This is a genomic window from Acidovorax sp. LjRoot204 (assembly GCF_056175785.1).
The window spans coordinates 1-16,035 of record NZ_JBGFFF010000106.1 but is presented as its reverse complement, the minus strand read 5'-3'; the positions used below and the strand labels follow the sequence as shown (position 1 = coordinate 16,035).

Genomic DNA, 16,035 nt, shown 5'->3' with positions numbered 1-16,035 from the left:
CCCCGTGCTGCAGCACCGGCGCCTGCGCCACGGCCCGCCGTGGCCAAGGCAACGGCCAGCGCGCCCCGCGTGGCGTCTTCCGCCACCCCGAAGGCACCTGCGCCTGCCCCGGCGCGCCTGCCTGCGGCCAAGGCGCCCGCCCCCGCCCCCGCAGCCAAGGCAGCGGCGCAGGGTGGCGATGACGATTGGGAGAGCTTCTAAATCGATAGCGGCCAGCACATGACCATCAAGCGCTGACGGCTATTTTTTGTGGTCGGTATTCCGGCCGATTTGACAGCAAGGCAGCGTGAGCTGCCTTTTGTTTTGGTGCACCTTGAAAGGATTCTCCGATGCCCCTGGTCAACATCCGCCTTGCGCGCCGCGACCTGCCGACTACCGCAGCCCAGAAAGCCGCCCTGATTGCGGGCGTGACCCAGCTCATGCAGCAGGTGCTGGACAAGCGGCCGGAAAGTGTCACCGTCATCATCGACGAGGTGGACCCCGAGAACTGGGGGCAGGGCGGTGAGCCGCTGACCGTGATCCGCCAGCGAAGCAAGGGGCCGACGCAGGCTTGAGCGGTGGCGCGCTACACCTGCGCGCCTTCGACCAGAAACTGCACTTTGCGCTCGCCCTTCCACTCGTTCACATCCAGGCGGAAGGCCAGCAGCACCCGGGCAGGCAACTGCTCGGTGTGGCCGAACCAGATGGCATCCACGGGGTTGCCCTGGTGGATGAGCTTGAGCGACAGGTGGTTCTTGGCCTCGCCCACCAGGCGCTGGCTCACGATCTGCACCTCTTCGCTGAAGGTGGGGGGCGCAAAGCCCTGGCCCCAGACCTCGCGGTGCAGCGTGTCCACGATGTCGGCGCGGCAGTATTCGGGGGCCAGCGGGCCGTCGGTCTCGATGCGGCGGGTGAGGGTGGCGGCGTCCAGCCATTCCTGCGCCACCTGGGCAAAGGCCTGCTCGAACACGTCGAACGATTCCTCCGCCACGGTGCAGCCCGCCGCCATGGCGTGGCCGCCGAACTTGAGGATCACGCCCGGGTGGCGTTTGGCCACCAGGTCCAGCGCGTCGCGCAGGTGAAAGCCGGGGATGGAGCGGCCCGAGCCTTTGAGCTCATGCTCCTTGCCCGGCGCGCTGCTGGCCGCAAACACGAACGTGGGGCGGTGCAGCTTGTCCTTGATGCGGCTGGCCACGATGCCGACCACGCCTTCGTGGAAGTCGGGGTCGAACACGCTGATGGCGGGGGGCGGCTCTTCGCTCTCGTCGAACAGGCTCTCGGCCATCAGCATGGCCTGCTCGCGCATGCCTCCTTCGATCTCGCGGCGCTCGCGGTTGATGCCGTCCAGCGTGGCGGCCAGTTCGGCAGCGCGGCCYGCRTCGTCSGTCAGCAGGCATTCGATGCCCAGCGTCATGTCGGCSAGSCGGCCGGCMGCGTTGATGCGYGGGCCKARMGCAAAGCCRAAGTCGAAGGTGGTGGCCACGGGCGCCTTGCGGCCGGCGGCGTGGAACAGGGCGGCGATGCCTGCGGGCATCTGCCCCGCGCGGATGCGCTTCAAGCCCTGGGCGACCAGGCGGCGGTTGTTGGCATCCAGCTTGACCACGTCAGCCACGGTGCCCAGCGCCACCAGGGTGAGCAAGGGGTCGAGCTTGGGTTGGGTGGCGGCGTCGAACACGCCACGCGCACGCAGCTCGGCGCGCAAGGCCAGCAGCACATAAAACATCACGCCCACCCCGGCCATGGACTTGCTTTCGAACGGGCAGCCGGGCTGGTTCGGGTTGACGATGGCGTCCGCCGCAGGCAGCTCGGGGCCGGGCAGGTGGTGGTCGGTCACCAGCACCTGCAGGCCCAGCGCCTTGGCTTCGGCCACGCCGTCTACGCTGGCGATGCCGTTGTCCACGGTGATGAGCATGTCGGCACCCCGCTCGGCCACGCGGCGGGCGATCGAGGCGGTGAGGCCGTAGCCGTCGGTCACGCGGTCGGGCACCAGGTAGTCCACGTTCTGGGCGCCCAGCAGCCGCAGGCCGCGCACACCCACGGCGCAGGCGGTGGCGCCGTCGCAGTCGTAGTCGGCCACGATGATGAGCCGTTGGTTCTGCGCCATGGCATCGGCCAGCAGGCGGGCTGCAGCGTCAATGCCCTTCAAGCCGTGGTCGCCACTGGGCGGCAGCAGGCGGCCCAGGCCATCGTCCAGCTCGTCCTTGGCCCGCACACCGCGCGCGGCGTACAGGCGCGCCAGCAGCGGGTGCACGCCGGCCTGCTCCAGCGCCCAGGCGGCGCGGGGCGGAATGTCTCTTGCTATTATTTTCATAGCTGCACCAGCATATTCGACCAGCGCATGGGGCGAAAAAGACCTTGAATCCGCTGTGCAAGGCTGCGTGGAGCGGTGTGGAAGCCCAGCGCATTGCGTTCGCCGCACAGGGTCAGTTGCACGGGCGTGCCGCTTTCGGCCCGGCGCAGCAGGTCGGCCACGGGGCCTGCGTCCAGCGCGGCCCAGGCGCTGGCCCAGGTGCGCCAGTCGTCGTGCAAGGCGGCGTCCCGCAGGGTGGTGGGCATGTGGGGTGGCACGGTGGCACGCGGTGGGCCAGCCAGTGCGCCCGTGCCGTGCACCCAGAACGAGTTGACGACGGGCAGCCCGCGCGCAGAGCGCTCGTCGTTGAAGGCGTGGGTGTACAGCAGCATCTGCATCTCGCTGTGCAGGCGGTGCAGGGTGCGGGCTTGTTTCACATCGGGCATCCAGGCGCGCACGTCGCGCAGCAACACACGCTCCAGCGACGCGGTGGCCAGGTCGGCAAACAGCGGCCCGCTGGCCAGCCAGCGCGTGGGCTGGTCGTAGTGCAGGGTGATGCCGTCCTCGGCAAACCAGGGCGCCACGATGGCCAGCAGCGCGCGGGACGCGGTTTCGTCCAGGCCCAGCTGTTCGGGGTCGCGCAGGGTGACGTGGTCGGTGCTGACCTGCCACTGGCAGGGGGTGACGAAGGCCCAGGCCTCGCCATGGATCGTCAGGCCTTGCTGGTGGCGGTGCCAGGCGGCCCAAGGGATGCGGCCGTCCTGAGCAGGCAGGCCCAGCGCGCGGGCCAGGGCGCGTTCATGGGGGGCGGAGAAGCTGGTTTCTTCGCCGCTGTCGCTCTGGGCGGGATGGGGGCTGAGCCGGGCCAGCAGCCGTTCCAGGTGGGGCAGGGCCAGGCCCTGTTGGGCTTGCTGGCATCCCGGTGAGGCGCTGGCGGCGTAGGGAATGAGCAAATGGGTGGTGTCCGACATGGGCGTATTGTCCGGGATGCCACAATCGGCCCGGCCCGTAGCGTGCATTCCGCACCGTACGGACCCTTCTTTCCTAATCCATGCAAATTCCCTACGAACTGGCCCTGGGCTGGCGCTACACGCGCGCGGGCCGCGCCACGCGGCGCAATGGCTTCATCTCGTTCATCTCGGGCGTGTCCATGCTGGGCATTGCGCTGGGGGTGGCGGCGCTGATCATCGTGCTGTCGGTGATGAACGGCTTTCAGAAGGACGTGCGCGACCGCATGCTCAGCGTGGTCTCGCACATCGAGATCTTTGCGCCCCTGGGGGCCGCACTGCCGGACCCGGCGCTCACCCTGGCCGAGGCCAAGAAGAACCCGAATGTGATCGGGGCTGCACCTTTTGTAGCGGCCCAGGCCCTGCTGGCGCGTGGCGAAGACATGAAAGGTGCTCTGGTGCGTGGCATCGATCCGGCCCTGGAAGGCGCGGTGACCGACCTGGCCGCCACCAACGAGAAGACGCTGAACCTTCTGGTGCCCGGCGAGTTCCGCGTGGTGCTGGGGGGCGAGCTGGCCCGTGCCCTGGGCGTGCGGGTGGGCGACCCGGTGACGCTGATAGCGCCCGCYGGCCAGGTGACGCCCGCAGGCGTGGTGCCGCGCCTCAAGCAGATGACGGTGGCGGGCACGTTTGACTCGGGCCACTACGAATACGACTCGGCCCTGGTGCTGCTGCACCATGAGGACGCGCAGCGCATCTTCCGCCTGGAAGGCCCCACGGGGGTACGCCTCAAGCTCAAGGACCTGCACCAGGCCCGCGAGGTGGCGCAGCAACTGGCGCAGTCCCTGAGCGGCCAGCTACTGATCCGCGACTGGACGCAGCAGAACCGTACCTGGTTCGCCGCGGTGCAGCTCGAAAAGCGCATGATGTTCATCATCCTCACGCTCATCGTGGCCGTGGCGGCGTTCAACCTGGTCTCCACGCTGGTGATGACGGTGACCGACAAGCGCGCGGACATCGCCATCCTGCGCACGCTGGGCGCCAGCCCCAAAAGCATCATGGGCATYTTYGTGGTGCAGGGCGCGATGGTGGGCGTGATCGGCACGSTGGYCGGSCTGCTGYTGGGCCTGGGCATCGCGTTCAACATCGATGTGATCGTGCCGGCCATCGAGCGCGCGCTGAACGCGAGCTTTTTGCCCAAGGACATCTACCTCATCAGCAAGATGCCCAGCGAGCCGCAGAGCAGCGACATCGTGCCCATTGCGGTCATCTCGCTGGTGCTGGCCTTTGTGGCCACCCTGTACCCCAGCTGGCGCGCCAGCCGTGTGAAMCCTGCCGAGGCGCTGCGTTATGAGTAACCCCACTCCCCGTAATAACAGCCACCCGGTGGTGCTGGAAGCCAAGGGCCTGACCAAACGCTTTACCGAAGGCCGCCTGGATGTGACCGTGCTCAAGGGCGTGGACCTGCAGATCCATGCGGGCGAAACGCTGGCGATCGTGGGTGCCTCGGGCTCGGGCAAAAGCACCTTGCTGCACCTGCTGGGCGGGCTGGATGCACCCACGGCGGGCACGGTGCGCCTGAAGGGCGAGGAGATGTCGTCGCTGTCGGCGGAGCGCCAGGGGCAGCTGCGCAACCAGCACCTGGGGTTTATCTACCAGTTCCACCACCTGCTGCCGGAGTTCAGTGCGCTGGACAACGTGGCGATGCCGCTGCGCATTCGCCGTCTGCCGTTGGCGCAGTGCCATGCCGAGGCGGAGCGGGTGCTGGCGTCGGTCGGTTTGAAGGAGCGGCTGATGCACCGGCCGGCCGAGCTGTCGGGCGGTGAGCGTCAGCGGGTGGCGATTGCGCGGGCGTTGGTGACCCGGCCTGCGTGTGTGCTGGCGGACGAGCCTACGGGCAATCTGGACCGGAGTACGGCTGACGGGGTGTTTGACTTGATGCTGCAGTTGGCGCGGGATCAGGGCACGGCGTTTGTAATGGTGACGCACGATGAGTCGCTGGCGGCGCGGTGTGACCGGGTGGTGAGGCTGGTGTCTGGGGTTTTGGGGTGATTTTGGCTGGATGCGCTAGTGGAATATGCGCTRGCAGCTATGCTTTTTGAAGCGCTCTCCCTCYGYGCAAAGGGTTGTGTGCCTGGTTAATGGCATGCCTTGATGAAGGGCGGAGGCCGGGAGTCGCCCGGCAGGCGAGGTACTTTTCTTTGCTTCGCCAAAGAAAAGTACCCAAAAGAAAGGCGACCCCCAGTCTGCGACCCCTTCGCGTTGCGAAGGGGCAAACCTGCGGCGGGGCGGCTACGGGGTGCGCCGTGGAACTCGCTTTGCGCTGCGCGCGCCGCTCAGACATCCACGGCGAGTCAGTTGACGAGGCATGGGCGCTCCGACGCCCATGCTCACCCCGCAACCGCCCCGCCGCAGGCGCAGCCAGCAGGGGTGGACAGCCGAACATCCAAACAACCGAACAGCCGGACATCCATTCGGGCCATCGCTTTGCCCGGCCCAGGCTGCGCAGCGCGCGGCGCTTGCGCCCACGATCCGGGGCCGAGCGCAGCGATGGCCCGTGTGGATGTTCTGTTCCCCGTGCCCCTCTGGATGTGCCGAGCACCGCAGGTTGCCCCGTAGCGCCAGCGCAGGGGWCGCAGACAGTGGGGTCGCCTTTCTTTTGGGTACTTTTCTTTGGCGAAGCAAAGAAAAGTACCTCGCCTGCCGGGCGACTCCCGGCCTCCGCCCTTCATCAAGGCATGCCGTTAAYCAGGCAMACARCCCTTTGCACGGAGGGAGAGTGCTTCAAAAAGCATAGCTGCCAGCGCATATCCCACTAGCGCATCCAGCCAAAATCACCAGAAAAAATCACATCACCCGCCCATACCACCACACCGACAACCCCGCCGCCACCAACGCCAGCACCGCTCCCAGCAACGCCAGCAAAGAAGAAATCTCCGTCTCCTTCTTCTCCACCGTCAGCCGCGAGCTCAGCGTCTCGTACACCTTCTTCAAGTCTGCCGCCGTCGCCGCATGAAAGTATTCGGCATTGGTCCGCGCAGCCACGGCCTTCAGGGTTTCTTCGTCCAGCCGTACCCGCATCGACCAGCCCTCAAAGCCAATGGTCTCGCCCTGCACCGTGCCCACCCCCACCGTGTACACCCGCACCCCCCGGTCGGCCRCCCACTTGGCGGCTTCCAGTGGGTCCACGCCCGTGGTGCGCTGGCCGTCCGTCAGCATGATGATGGCGGCCGAGTTGTACGAGCCTGGGGCTACGGGCGTGAACGTCTTGGCGGGGTCCTGCTGCTTGCCCAGCTCTTCGATGGGCTTCGGGCGCATGGCCTGGCGGCCGCCCAGAGCGGCGATGTCGATGCCCGCATCGGGAAAGATGGTGGCCAACGACAGCATGATGCCGTTGCCCGTGGCCGTGCCGCGCTGCAGCTGGAAGCTGTCGATGGCTTTCACCAGGTCTTCACGGCTCTGGGTGGGCAGCTGGGCCAGCTGGGCGCTGCCCGCAAAGGCCACGATGCCCACGCGCACATGGCGCGGCAGGTCGGCAATGAAGGCCTTGGCGGCGTTCTGGGCGGCGGTGATGCGGTCGGGCTCCACGTCGGCGGCGCGCATGCTGCCCGACACGTCCATGGCCAGCATGATGGTCTGGTCCTGCGAGGGCAGGGTGATGACGGCCAGCGGGCGCGCAGCGGCCAGCAGCAGCGCCACCAGGGCCAGCAGAAACAGCGCGGGCGGGATGTGGCGGCGCAGGTGCTGGCCGGGGCCCATGGCCTCGCGCACCAGGGACAGGCTGGAGTAGGTCAGCGCTGTTTTTTTGCGCCGGTGCAGCAGCCACCAGTACAGCAGTACCAAGAGGGGCACAGCCAGCAGCAGCCAGAGCAGGGTGGGCCAGAGAAAAACCATGGTGTGTGTCCTTGGTGGCGAGTACACCGTGTGCGGCGGGTGACTAATGAATCAATCCATTGATCGGTCAGGCGGCGGCAGCCGTTGCGGCAGGGCCTGCGGATGCCGATGCGGGGACGAGGGGGTGGCTGTGCGCTCGCACCCGGCGCTGGCGCAGGTCCATGAAGCGCAGCAGGGCGTCAACCAGGTCGTCGTCGGTGCACAGCTCCAGCGTGTCGGCGCCCGCGCGCGTCAGGCCTTCACGCAGCGCGGCCTCGCGGTCGGCGGCCAGCTGGGCAAAGCGGCGGCGAAAGCCCGCGTCGTGCGTGTCCACCTGCAGTTGCTCGCCGCTTTCGGCATCGCGCAGCGTGACCAGGCCCACGTCGGGCAGCTCCAGCTCCAGCGGGTCGAGCAGGCGCACGGCCACCACGTCATGCCTCTGGGCCAGCTGGGCCAGGGGCTTTTCCCAGCCGGGTGCGCTGATGAAGTCGGACACCACAAATACGGTAGACCTGCGCTTGAGCGTGGCCAGGCCGGTCTGCAGCAGCCGGTGCAGTTCGGTGGCGCCGCCACCCGTCTTGTGCGGTGGCACCGGGGTTTTGGACGGCAGCAGTTTATGCACCAGGTGCAGCACATGGGCGCGGCTGCTGCGCGGGGGCAGCACCGCGTCCACTGCGCGTTCGGCCTGCGGACTGGCACCGCCGTAGAGCACGGCGCCCACACGGTTCCCGTGGCGGGTGAGCAGGCGCGAAAGCACGGCGACAAAGCCGGTCAGGATGTCGCGCTTGGCATGGCCGGTGGGGCCAAAGCTGATCGACGGACTCAGGTCCAGCAGAAACCAGGCCGACATTTCGCGGTCTTCGGTGAACACGCGCACATGGGGCGTATTCAGCCGCGCGGTCACGTTCCAGTCGATGTGGCGCACATCGTCATGCGGCTGGTATTCGCGCAGGTCGGTCAGGTCCAGACCGGTGCCGCGCATCAGCGTGCGGTAGTCGCCCTGCAGCAGGCCGTCCAGGCGGCGGATCACCTTCCACTCCAGCTCGCGCAGCAGCCGGTCGGCCTGCCCGGGCAGCGTGGGCAGGGTGTGCACCGTGACGGATGGGACGGATGTGGCGGGCGGCTTGCTGGTCATGGCGGGTGGACTCAAGCGGCTTTTTGTTCGTGGTGCAAGGGGCGCGCCGGTGCCGGGATCTTGGCCATGATGCGCTGGATGAGCGCGTCGGCATCCAGCCCTTCAGACAGCGCCTCGTACGACAGCGCCACGCGGTGGCGCAGTACGTCGGCGGCCAGGTCGGTCATGTCTTCGGGCAGCACATAGTTGCGCCCGCGCAGCATGGCCAAGGCCTGCGCGCCCTCGGCCAGGGCAATGGTGGCGCGCGGGCTGGCGCCGCAGCTGATGTAGCCGGCCAGGTCCTTCAGGCCATGCCGCGCGGGCTCGCGCGTGGCAGCCACCAGCTTCACGGCGTACTGCAGCATCGACGGGTCCACGTAAACGGTGCGGCATTCGGCCTGCAATGCCGCCAGCTGCGCCGTGGTGGCCACGGGTAGCACCTGCACGGGCACATCGAGCGCGCGCTGGGCGATCACGAATTCTTCTTCCTCGGTGGGGTAGCCCAGCAGCACCTTCATCATGAAGCGGTCSACYTGCGCCTCGGGCAGCGSRTAGGTRCCYTCGGTCTCGATGGGGTTCTGSGTGGCCATCACCAGGAAGGGSYSSGGCACCTTGTGSGTYTCGCCSGCAATGGTSACCTGGCGCTCCTGCATCACYTCSAGCAGCGCGCTCTGCACCTTGGCSGGCGCGCGGTTGATTTCGTCGGCCAGMAGCAGGTKGGTRAAGACCGGRCCSAGCGTGGTGCTGAACTCGCCGGTTTTCTGGTTGTACATGCGCGTGCCCACCAGGTCGGCGGGCACCAGGTCGGGCGTGAACTGGATGCGCTTGAAGCTGCCCTGAATGGTGCTGGCGAGTGTTTTCACCGTCAGCGTCTTGGCCAGGCCCGGCACGCCCTCGACCAGCAGGTGGCCCTGGGCCAGTATGGCSACCATGACGCGCTCCAGAAAGCGGTCTTGCCCGACCACCACGCGTTTGACCTCGTAGAGCACCTGTTCCATCAGCGTGGCGGTGGCGGCGTTCGATGCATTGGGCGACGTGCTGGATGACATGGGGCTCCTTGCGATGACGAGTGAAGTGGTGGGGCGGTGTGCGGTCAGAACGGCGGCATGCCCACGGCGGACGCCGCGTTTTCGATGGGCACCGCAAAACCGATGCCGATGAACGTGCGCGCCTGCGTGGGGTTGAGGATGGCGGTGACGATGCCCACCACCTCGCCGTCCATCGTCACCAGCGGGCCGCCAGAGTTGCCAGGGTTGGCCGCCGCGTCGAACTGGATCAGATTGCTGAGCTGGCGCTTGCCCTCGGGCGAAGTGAACTCGCGCTGCAGGCCCGACACCACGCCCGCCGAGGCCGACGGGCCGATGCCAAAAGGAAAGCCGACGGCCACCACATGGTCGCCCGGGCGCAGGTTCTGGGTGGACCGCAGGGTGGCGGCCTCCAGGTCGTCGGGCACCTTGTGGGCCTGCAGCACGGCCAGGTCGTTTTCGGGTTGCACGCCGGTGATGCTGGCCGTGGTTTCCAGTCCGTCGTGGAAGGTGATGCCGATGCGGTCTGAGCCCGCCACCACATGCAGGTTGGTCAGGATGACGCCTTTGTCCACGATGACCACGCCCGTGCCGATGCCGCGCTCGACCTCTTCCTTTCCGTTCTTGCTGCGCCCGTAGCCCACCACGCGCACCACCGAGGGGCCGATGCTCTCCACGGCGCGCGCGGCGGCAGAGGGCGGGGTGGTGGTCTCCAGCGTGCGCAGCACCGCGGCGTCGATGTCGTCCTGGGTGATCTTGCGGGCGGGGCTGCGGGTGTTGTGCCAGGCGCTGGCTACCAGCAAGGCGGCCAACAGCACCACGATGGTCCACAGGGCAACCAGCTGGCGTTTGAATGCCCGGGAATTCGGGGGCGTGGCGGCTGCGGTGGCGGCGTTCGTCGCTGGCGAATCATCTGCGGGCGGCGCTGTGGAGGCCACGGCTTCGGTGGCATCCACCGCCGCAGGCGTGCGGCTGCGGGCGGGGCGGGAGCTGCTGTAGAGGGCGGGCCGGGGCATCCTGTCACCTTTGCTCGTACACGCCAGGGCCTGGCGCACGCAAATGACAGTAGCACGGTTTGCGGGCAAATGCACATGCAGGGCTACACGGGCCCACCGTCCCCTGCGACCGCAGCCTTTGCAGGCTGCATCGGGCATCATCGGCGCATGACCGCCTGGATCGATACCCACTGCCACCTCGACGCCCCCGAGTTCGATGCCGACCGCAGTGCAGTCCGCACACTGGCGGCGGCGCAAGGCGTTTGCCATTGCGTGATTCCGGCCGTGGAGCGCAGCAACTGGGACACCGTGCGGGCGCTGGCGCACCAGCATGGGGACAGCTATGCGCTGGGCATTCATCCCCTCTACACAGGGCGCGCCGAGGAGGAGGACCTGCAGCATCTGGCCGGATACCTGGAGCAGCACCACGCCGACCCGCGCCTGGTGGCGATTGGCGAGATCGGCCTCGATTACTTTGTGCCGGGCCTCGATCCGGCGCGCCAGGAGCGGTTTTACCGCGCACAGCTGCAGCTGGCCCGGCGGTTTGACCTGCCGGTGATCCTGCATGTGCGCCGCTCTGCCGACAAGCTGCTCAAGGGCCTGCGGGATTTGCCGGTGCGCGGCGGCATTGCGCATGCCTTCAACGGCAGCCTGCAGCAGGCGCAGGCGTTCATCGGCCTTGGCTTCAAGCTGGGATTTGGCGGTGCGGTGACCTATGACCGCGCCCTGCAGCTGCGCCGTCTGGCCACCGAGCTGCCCGGCGATGCCCTGGTGCTGGAAACCGACGCGCCTGACATTCCGCCCCACTGGCTGTACACCACCGCCGCAGAGCGCGCCGCAGGACAGGCCCAGGGCCGCAACAGCCCGGCAGAGCTGCCTGGCATTGCGGCGGTGGTGGCCCAGCTGCGCGGCCAGCCTGTGCAGGTGCTGGCCGGCAGCACCTGGGCCAATGCCTTGGCCGCTTTGCCCCGGCTGGAGAGGCTGCTGACAGACGGGTAGCCATCGCAGGGTGGATGAGGGATCGGCAAAAAAGATGAATGGGGAGAAATTTGGGAGCTTGACGCCCTGTGRCAAAGGGCCGACAGCTATCTTTTTTGTGCTGCCAGACGTGGCTGACGGCCCTTTGGGGCCAAAATTGCCCCATGCTTCCAGCCCCTGTTGCAGCCGACCCGTCGCTGGCCTCCACGCCTGACGCCTCCGGCCTGTCCGCGCGCTGTCTGGGCCTTCCGCCGGTGGCAGGTGTGCGCACCGTGGTGCTGGTGCTGGGCAGTTTTCCGGGGGCTGCGTCATTGCAAGCCCGCCAGTACTACGCGCACCCCCAGAACCACTTCTGGAAGATCCTGCAGGCCTTGTGGCCCCAGCATCCCTTGCCCCCGGCGGGGCCGGATAGCTATGCGGACCGCTGCGCCTGGCTGCTGGATCGCGGCCTGGGCCTGTGGGACGTGTACCAGAGCTGCGAGCGCGAGGGCAGCCTGGACACCAGTATCCGTAACGCCCGGCTCAACGACTTTGCGGCGCTGCGCAGTGTGTGCCCCCGGCTGGCCGCGCTGGCGCACAACGGTGCGGAGAGCTTTAGGCACGCGCCGGCGGCGCTTGCCGCGCTGGGAGCTGCCGGGCCGCCGACGCTCTTGCCGCATGATGTGGGCACGTCAGGCGCACGTGCCATCGAGGCCGTGCGGCTGCCATCGACCAGCCCGGCCAACGCCTCCTGGAGTTTTGAACGTAAATTGACCGCCTGGGCCGATGTGATGGCCCGGCACGGATTGCTGTGAATGGCCCGTAAAAAAGAAACCTTGCAAGAACTGCCCGAAGTCAGCGTGTCTGACGACGGCGAAGTGCGCCACCTGCACCTGGGCACACCCTGGATCCAGGGCTCCATGCGCATCGATGAGCCCTTTGCCCTGGAGCTGGAATACGTGCAGCGCATGATGGCTTGGCTGCTGTTTGCCGACCTGGCGCAGGTGTCCAAGGGCCATGCCATGCAGTTGGGCCTGGGGGCTGGTGCCATCACCAAGTTCTGCCACAAAAAGCTGCGCATCTGCACCACCGCCATCGAGCTGAACCCGCAGGTGCTGGCCGTGTGCCGCCAGTGGTTCAAGCTGCCGCCCGACGGCCCCAAGCTGCGCGTGGTGCTGGCCGATGCGTCCAAGGAGATCCAGAACCCCATGTGGCTGGGCACGGTGGATGCGCTGGCTGTGGACCTGTATGACCACGAGGCTGCGGCCCCCGTGCTCGATAGCCCCGATTTTTATGCCGACTGCCGCGCACTGCTCACGGAGACGGGCTGCATGACCGTGAACCTGTTCGGCCGCGCGTCGAGCTTTGACCGCAGCCTGCAGAGCATGTCCCAGGCGTTTGGCAGCGATGCGCTGTGGGCGTTCAAGCCCACGCGTGAAGGCAACACGGTGGTGCTGGCCCAGCGCACCACCACGCGGCCCAAGCGCACGGAACTGGCCGAGCGGGCCGAGGCGATTCAGGCGCGGTGGGACCTGCCCACCACCAAATGGCTGCGGGTGTTCAAGCCTGTGAACCCCTGAGAGGAATCTTGCAATGAGTGCTCCTGTCGTGACCCCTGACCGGCTGAAGTCGGCTTCACACATTGGCCCGGTGGACTGGCGCCGCATGGTGCAGTGGCTCAGCGATGACAAGGTGATCTCGCGCGAGGAAGCGCAACGCACCATCGCCCGCTGTTCGCAGGCTGAGAGCTCCCAGCATGCCCTAGTACGCCTTGCCAGTGTGGCCATGGAGCGCGCCAGCGACAGCAAGCCGCTCGACATCGAGGCGCTGTCCGAGTATCTGGCGCAACGTGCGGGCCTCGCCTACCTGCGCATCGACCCCCTCAAGGTGGATGTGGGGCGCGTAGCAGACACCATGAGCGCCACTTATGCGGAACGCCACAAGGTGCTGCCCGTGCAGGTGACCAGCAAAGAAGTGGTGGTGGCCACGGCCGAGCCTTTCATCGATGACTGGGTGGCCGAGGTGGAGCGCCAGTCGCGCCGCTCGGTGCGTCGGGTGGTGGCGAACCCCCAAGACATCCACCGCTTCACGGCTGAATTTTTTGCGCTGGCCAAGTCGGTGCGCGCCGCGCAGAAGGCTGGCGGCAACTCGGGTGGCAGCAGCTTTGAGCAGTTGGTGGAGCTGGGCAAGAGCAACAAGCAGCTCGATGCCAACGACCAGGGCGTGGTCAAGGTGGTGGACTGGCTCTGGCAGTACGCGTTTGACCAGCGCGCGAGCGACATTCACCTGGAGCCGCGCCGCGACCAGGGCGTGATCCGTTTTCGTATCGACGGTGTGCTGCACCCCGTCTACCAGATGCCCATGGGCGTGCACAACGCGATGGTGGCGCGCATCAAGTTGCTGGGGCGCATCGACGTGGTGGAAAAACGCCGCCCCCAGGACGGCCGCATCAAGACCCGCAACCAGCGGGGCGAAGAGGTGGAAATGCGCCTGTCCACCTTGCCCACTGCGTTTGGCGAAAAGATGGTCATGCGCATTTTTGACCCGGACAACGCGGTCAAGGACCTTGATGCCCTGGGCTTTGCGCAGCATGACGCGCAGCGCTGGGAGGCGCTGGTCAAGCGCCCGCACGGCATCATCCTGGTGACTGGCCCCACGGGCTCGGGGAAGACCACCACGCTGTACTCGACCCTGAAGCGCGTGGCCACCGAAGAGGTCAACGTGAGCACGGTGGAAGACCCCATCGAAATGATCGAGCCCAGCTTCAACCAGACCCAGGTGCAGCCGCAGCTCGACTTCAACTTTGCCGAAGGCCTGCGCGCCCTGATGCGGCAGGACCCTGACATCATCATGGTGGGTGAGATCCGCGACCTGGAGACCGCCGAGATGGCCATCCAGGCAGCGCTGACAGGCCACTTGGTGTTCTCTACCCTGCACACCAACGATGCCCCCAGCGCCATCACCCGCATGATGGAGCTGGGTGTTCCGTCGTACCTCATCAATGCCACCTTGCTGGGGGTGCTGGCCCAGCGGCTGGTGCGCACGCTGTGCAAGCACTGCAAACAAAAGGATGAGGCCGCGAGCCGTGAAGCCCTGACCGAGGTGGTCAAGCCCTGGAAGATCAGTGGTAGCTACCACCCGTACAAGCCGGTTGGCTGCGTGGATTGCCGCATGGGCGGTTTCAGGGGCCGCATGGGGCTTTATGAATTGCTCACCGTCAGCGAGGCGCTCAAAGACAAGATCACTCAGGCGCCTTCCATTGATGTGCTGCGTCGGCAGGCCGTGCAAGACGGCATGCGTCCCCTGCGCCTGGCGGGTGCGCTGCGCGTGGCCGAGGGGCTGACCACGATGGAAGAGGTGATTGCCGCCACGCCGCCTCTGGAGTGAGCGAAGGGGAGGGGCGGTCATTCCTCTGCGGTTGGCCAGCCGTCTTCCAGAGTGGTTTTCGAGACAGTCTCCTGGGCGACTCGCCCGGTGGTGCATGCTTGCCAGGCGTTACCGGATGTAGGTGGAATCCACATCGCGCTGCCCCCTCCTTGCCAGCACAATCGCGCAGTCGAGAATTCCGTCAAGGAGACAATTCGTGAAAATCAAGAGTAATAAAGACTTTGCGTCCGGGCTCATGTTCATGGGCGTCGGGGTCGCATTTGCGTGGGGTGCCACCACTTACAACGTGGGCACGGGCGCGCGCATGGGCCCTGGCTACTTCCCGTTGTTGCTTGGTATCTTGCTGGCCCTCATCGGCAGCGTGATCACCTTCAAGGCGCTGACCGTGGAAACCGCCGACGGCGACAAGATCGGCAAATGGGCCTGGAAGCCGCTGTTCTTCATCCTGGCCGCCAACTTCGCCTTCGGCATTCTGCTGGGCGGCCTGCCCAGCCTGGGCATCCCGGCCATGGGGCTCATCGTGGGCATCTATGCACTGACCTTCATCTCCAGTCTGGCTGGCAATGAATTCAATGCCAAGGCCGTATTTGTTCTCGCCACCGTGCTGGCCATTGGCAGCTATGTGGCTTTTGTGTGGGCGCTCAAGCTGCAGTTTCCTGTGTGGCCGAGTTTCATCGCAGGTTAAGCAGGAGCACCGACCATGGATCTTATTAACAACTTGTCGTTGGGTTTTGGTGTTGCTTTCACCTTCCAGAACCTGATTTACTGTTTTGTGGGCTGTTTGCTCGGCACGCTCATTGGCGTGTTGCCAGGCATTGGCCCGGTGGCGACCATCGCCATGTTGCTGCCCGCCACCTATGCGCTGCCCCCGGTGGCGGCGCTGATCATGCTGGCYGGYATYTACTACGGYGCSCAGTACGGYGGYTCSACCACCGCCATYCTGGTGAACCTGCCRGGCGARTCYTCGTCGGTGGTGACCGTGATYGACGGYTACCAGATGGCGCGCAAGGGSCGWGCGGGKCCGGCGCTGGCSGCKGCGGGCCTGGGYTCGTTCTTYGCGGGCTGCGTSGGYACGCTGATCCTSGCGGCSTTYGCGCCKCCGCTGACCGAASTSGCSTTCAAGTTCGGCCCKGCCGARTACTTCTCGCTGATGACMYTGGGCCTGATCGGTGCCGTGGTGTTGGCCTCGGGYTCGYTGCTCAAGGCGGTGGCCATGATCGTGCTGGGCCTGCTGATGGGTCTTGTGGGGACCGACGTGAACTCGGGYGTGGCGCGCTTCAGCTTCGAYATCCCTGAGCTSACCGACGGCATCGGTTTCGTGACCATCGCCATGGGTGTGTTCGGTTACGGTGAAATCATCGCCAACCTCTCGCGCCCCGATGATGAGCGTGAGGTGTTCACTGCCAAGGTGGAAGGTCTGTTCCCCACCAAGGAAGACTTCAAGAACATGATCCCCGCTGTGCTGCGT

At 66.6% G+C, this 16,035-nt stretch carries 15 protein-coding genes and 1 pseudogene; 10 read left to right on the top strand and 6 right to left on the bottom strand.

Annotated features, from left to right (window positions below; translation table 11 throughout):
* A pseudogene (locus AC04MI_RS17390) lies at positions 1 to 201 on the top strand (methyl-accepting chemotaxis protein); the annotation flags it as partial.
* 128 nt (positions 202 to 329) lie between these two features.
* Positions 330 to 554, top strand: coding sequence for a tautomerase family protein (locus tag AC04MI_RS17385; protein WP_395455948.1), 225 nt, complete (start codon positions 330 to 332; stop codon positions 552 to 554).
* 11 nt (positions 555 to 565) lie between these two features.
* On the opposite strand, the gene recJ is transcribed toward AC04MI_RS17385, so the two are convergent.
* Together recJ and AC04MI_RS17375 are read right to left on the bottom strand one after the other, a co-directional pair.
* Positions 566 to 2,290 carry a single-stranded-DNA-specific exonuclease RecJ gene (recJ, locus tag AC04MI_RS17380; protein ID WP_476498259.1) on the bottom strand — a complete coding sequence of 575 codons (1,725 nt, stop codon included), beginning with the start codon at positions 2,288 to 2,290 and terminating at the stop codon, positions 566 to 568.
* The gene (locus tag AC04MI_RS17375) at positions 2,287 to 3,240 is read right to left on the bottom strand and encodes a phosphoglycerate mutase (RefSeq protein WP_436078097.1); all 954 of its coding nucleotides are present in this window, start codon (positions 3,238 to 3,240) and stop codon (positions 2,287 to 2,289) included. The genes recJ and AC04MI_RS17375 overlap by 4 nt, the downstream gene beginning before the upstream one ends.
* An 80-nt stretch (positions 3,241 to 3,320) precedes the next feature.
* Here AC04MI_RS17375 and AC04MI_RS17370 point away from each other — a divergent pair, with 80 nt between their 5' ends.
* Both AC04MI_RS17370 and lolD read left to right on the top strand, forming a co-directional pair.
* Positions 3,321 to 4,574 carry a lipoprotein-releasing ABC transporter permease subunit gene (locus AC04MI_RS17370; protein ID WP_476498258.1) on the top strand — a complete coding sequence of 418 codons (1,254 nt, stop codon included), beginning with the start codon at positions 3,321 to 3,323 and terminating at the stop codon, positions 4,572 to 4,574.
* Positions 4,567 to 5,268, top strand: a complete 702-nt coding sequence (gene lolD / locus AC04MI_RS17365; protein WP_121943543.1) for a lipoprotein-releasing ABC transporter ATP-binding protein LolD — start codon at positions 4,567 to 4,569, stop codon at positions 5,266 to 5,268. Before AC04MI_RS17370 ends, lolD begins: the two co-directional genes overlap by 8 nt.
* Positions 5,269 to 6,063: 795 nt before the next feature.
* Here lolD and AC04MI_RS17360 read toward each other — a convergent pair.
* From AC04MI_RS17360 to AC04MI_RS17345, 4 genes are all read right to left on the bottom strand, one after another.
* Positions 6,064 to 7,110 carry a VWA domain-containing protein gene (locus tag AC04MI_RS17360; protein ID WP_476498257.1) on the bottom strand — a complete coding sequence of 349 codons (1,047 nt, stop codon included), beginning with the start codon at positions 7,108 to 7,110 and terminating at the stop codon, positions 6,064 to 6,066.
* Positions 7,111 to 7,177: 67 nt separating this feature from the next.
* Positions 7,178 to 8,224, bottom strand: a complete 1,047-nt coding sequence (locus AC04MI_RS17355) for a DUF58 domain-containing protein (RefSeq protein ID WP_436078096.1) — start codon at positions 8,222 to 8,224, stop codon at positions 7,178 to 7,180.
* 11 nt (positions 8,225 to 8,235) lie between these two features.
* Entirely contained in the window at positions 8,236 to 9,252 is a 1,017-nt protein-coding gene (locus tag AC04MI_RS17350; protein WP_476498256.1) for an AAA family ATPase, read from the bottom strand.
* 44 nt (positions 9,253 to 9,296) lie between these two features.
* Positions 9,297 to 10,244, bottom strand: coding sequence for a S1C family serine protease (locus tag AC04MI_RS17345; protein WP_121943540.1), 948 nt, complete (start codon positions 10,242 to 10,244; stop codon positions 9,297 to 9,299).
* 147 nt (positions 10,245 to 10,391) lie between these two features.
* Here AC04MI_RS17345 and AC04MI_RS17340 point away from each other — a divergent pair, with 147 nt between their 5' ends.
* The 6 genes from AC04MI_RS17340 to AC04MI_RS17315 form a co-directional block, all read left to right on the top strand.
* Entirely contained in the window at positions 10,392 to 11,222 is an 831-nt protein-coding gene (locus AC04MI_RS17340) for a TatD family hydrolase (protein WP_436078095.1), read from the top strand.
* Between the two features lie 143 nt (positions 11,223 to 11,365).
* Positions 11,366 to 11,995, top strand: a complete 630-nt coding sequence (locus AC04MI_RS17335; RefSeq protein WP_116749193.1) for a DNA-deoxyinosine glycosylase — start codon at positions 11,366 to 11,368, stop codon at positions 11,993 to 11,995.
* On the top strand, positions 11,996 to 12,760 hold the full coding sequence (locus tag AC04MI_RS17330) for a class I SAM-dependent methyltransferase (protein ID WP_116749194.1): 765 nt from the start codon (positions 11,996 to 11,998) through the stop codon (positions 12,758 to 12,760). It begins immediately after the preceding gene.
* A gap of 13 nt (positions 12,761 to 12,773) precedes the next feature.
* Entirely contained in the window at positions 12,774 to 14,567 is a 1,794-nt protein-coding gene (gene tfpB / locus AC04MI_RS17325) for a type IV pilus assembly ATPase TfpB (protein WP_436078094.1), read from the top strand.
* Positions 14,568 to 14,763: 196 nt separating this feature from the next.
* On the top strand, positions 14,764 to 15,252 hold the full coding sequence (locus AC04MI_RS17320; RefSeq protein ID WP_056060942.1) for a tripartite tricarboxylate transporter TctB family protein: 489 nt from the start codon (positions 14,764 to 14,766) through the stop codon (positions 15,250 to 15,252).
* A 15-nt stretch (positions 15,253 to 15,267) separates the two neighbouring features.
* A partial coding sequence (locus AC04MI_RS17315; protein ID WP_476498255.1) for a tripartite tricarboxylate transporter permease occupies positions 15,268 to 16,035 on the top strand: 768 nt, incomplete at its 3' end.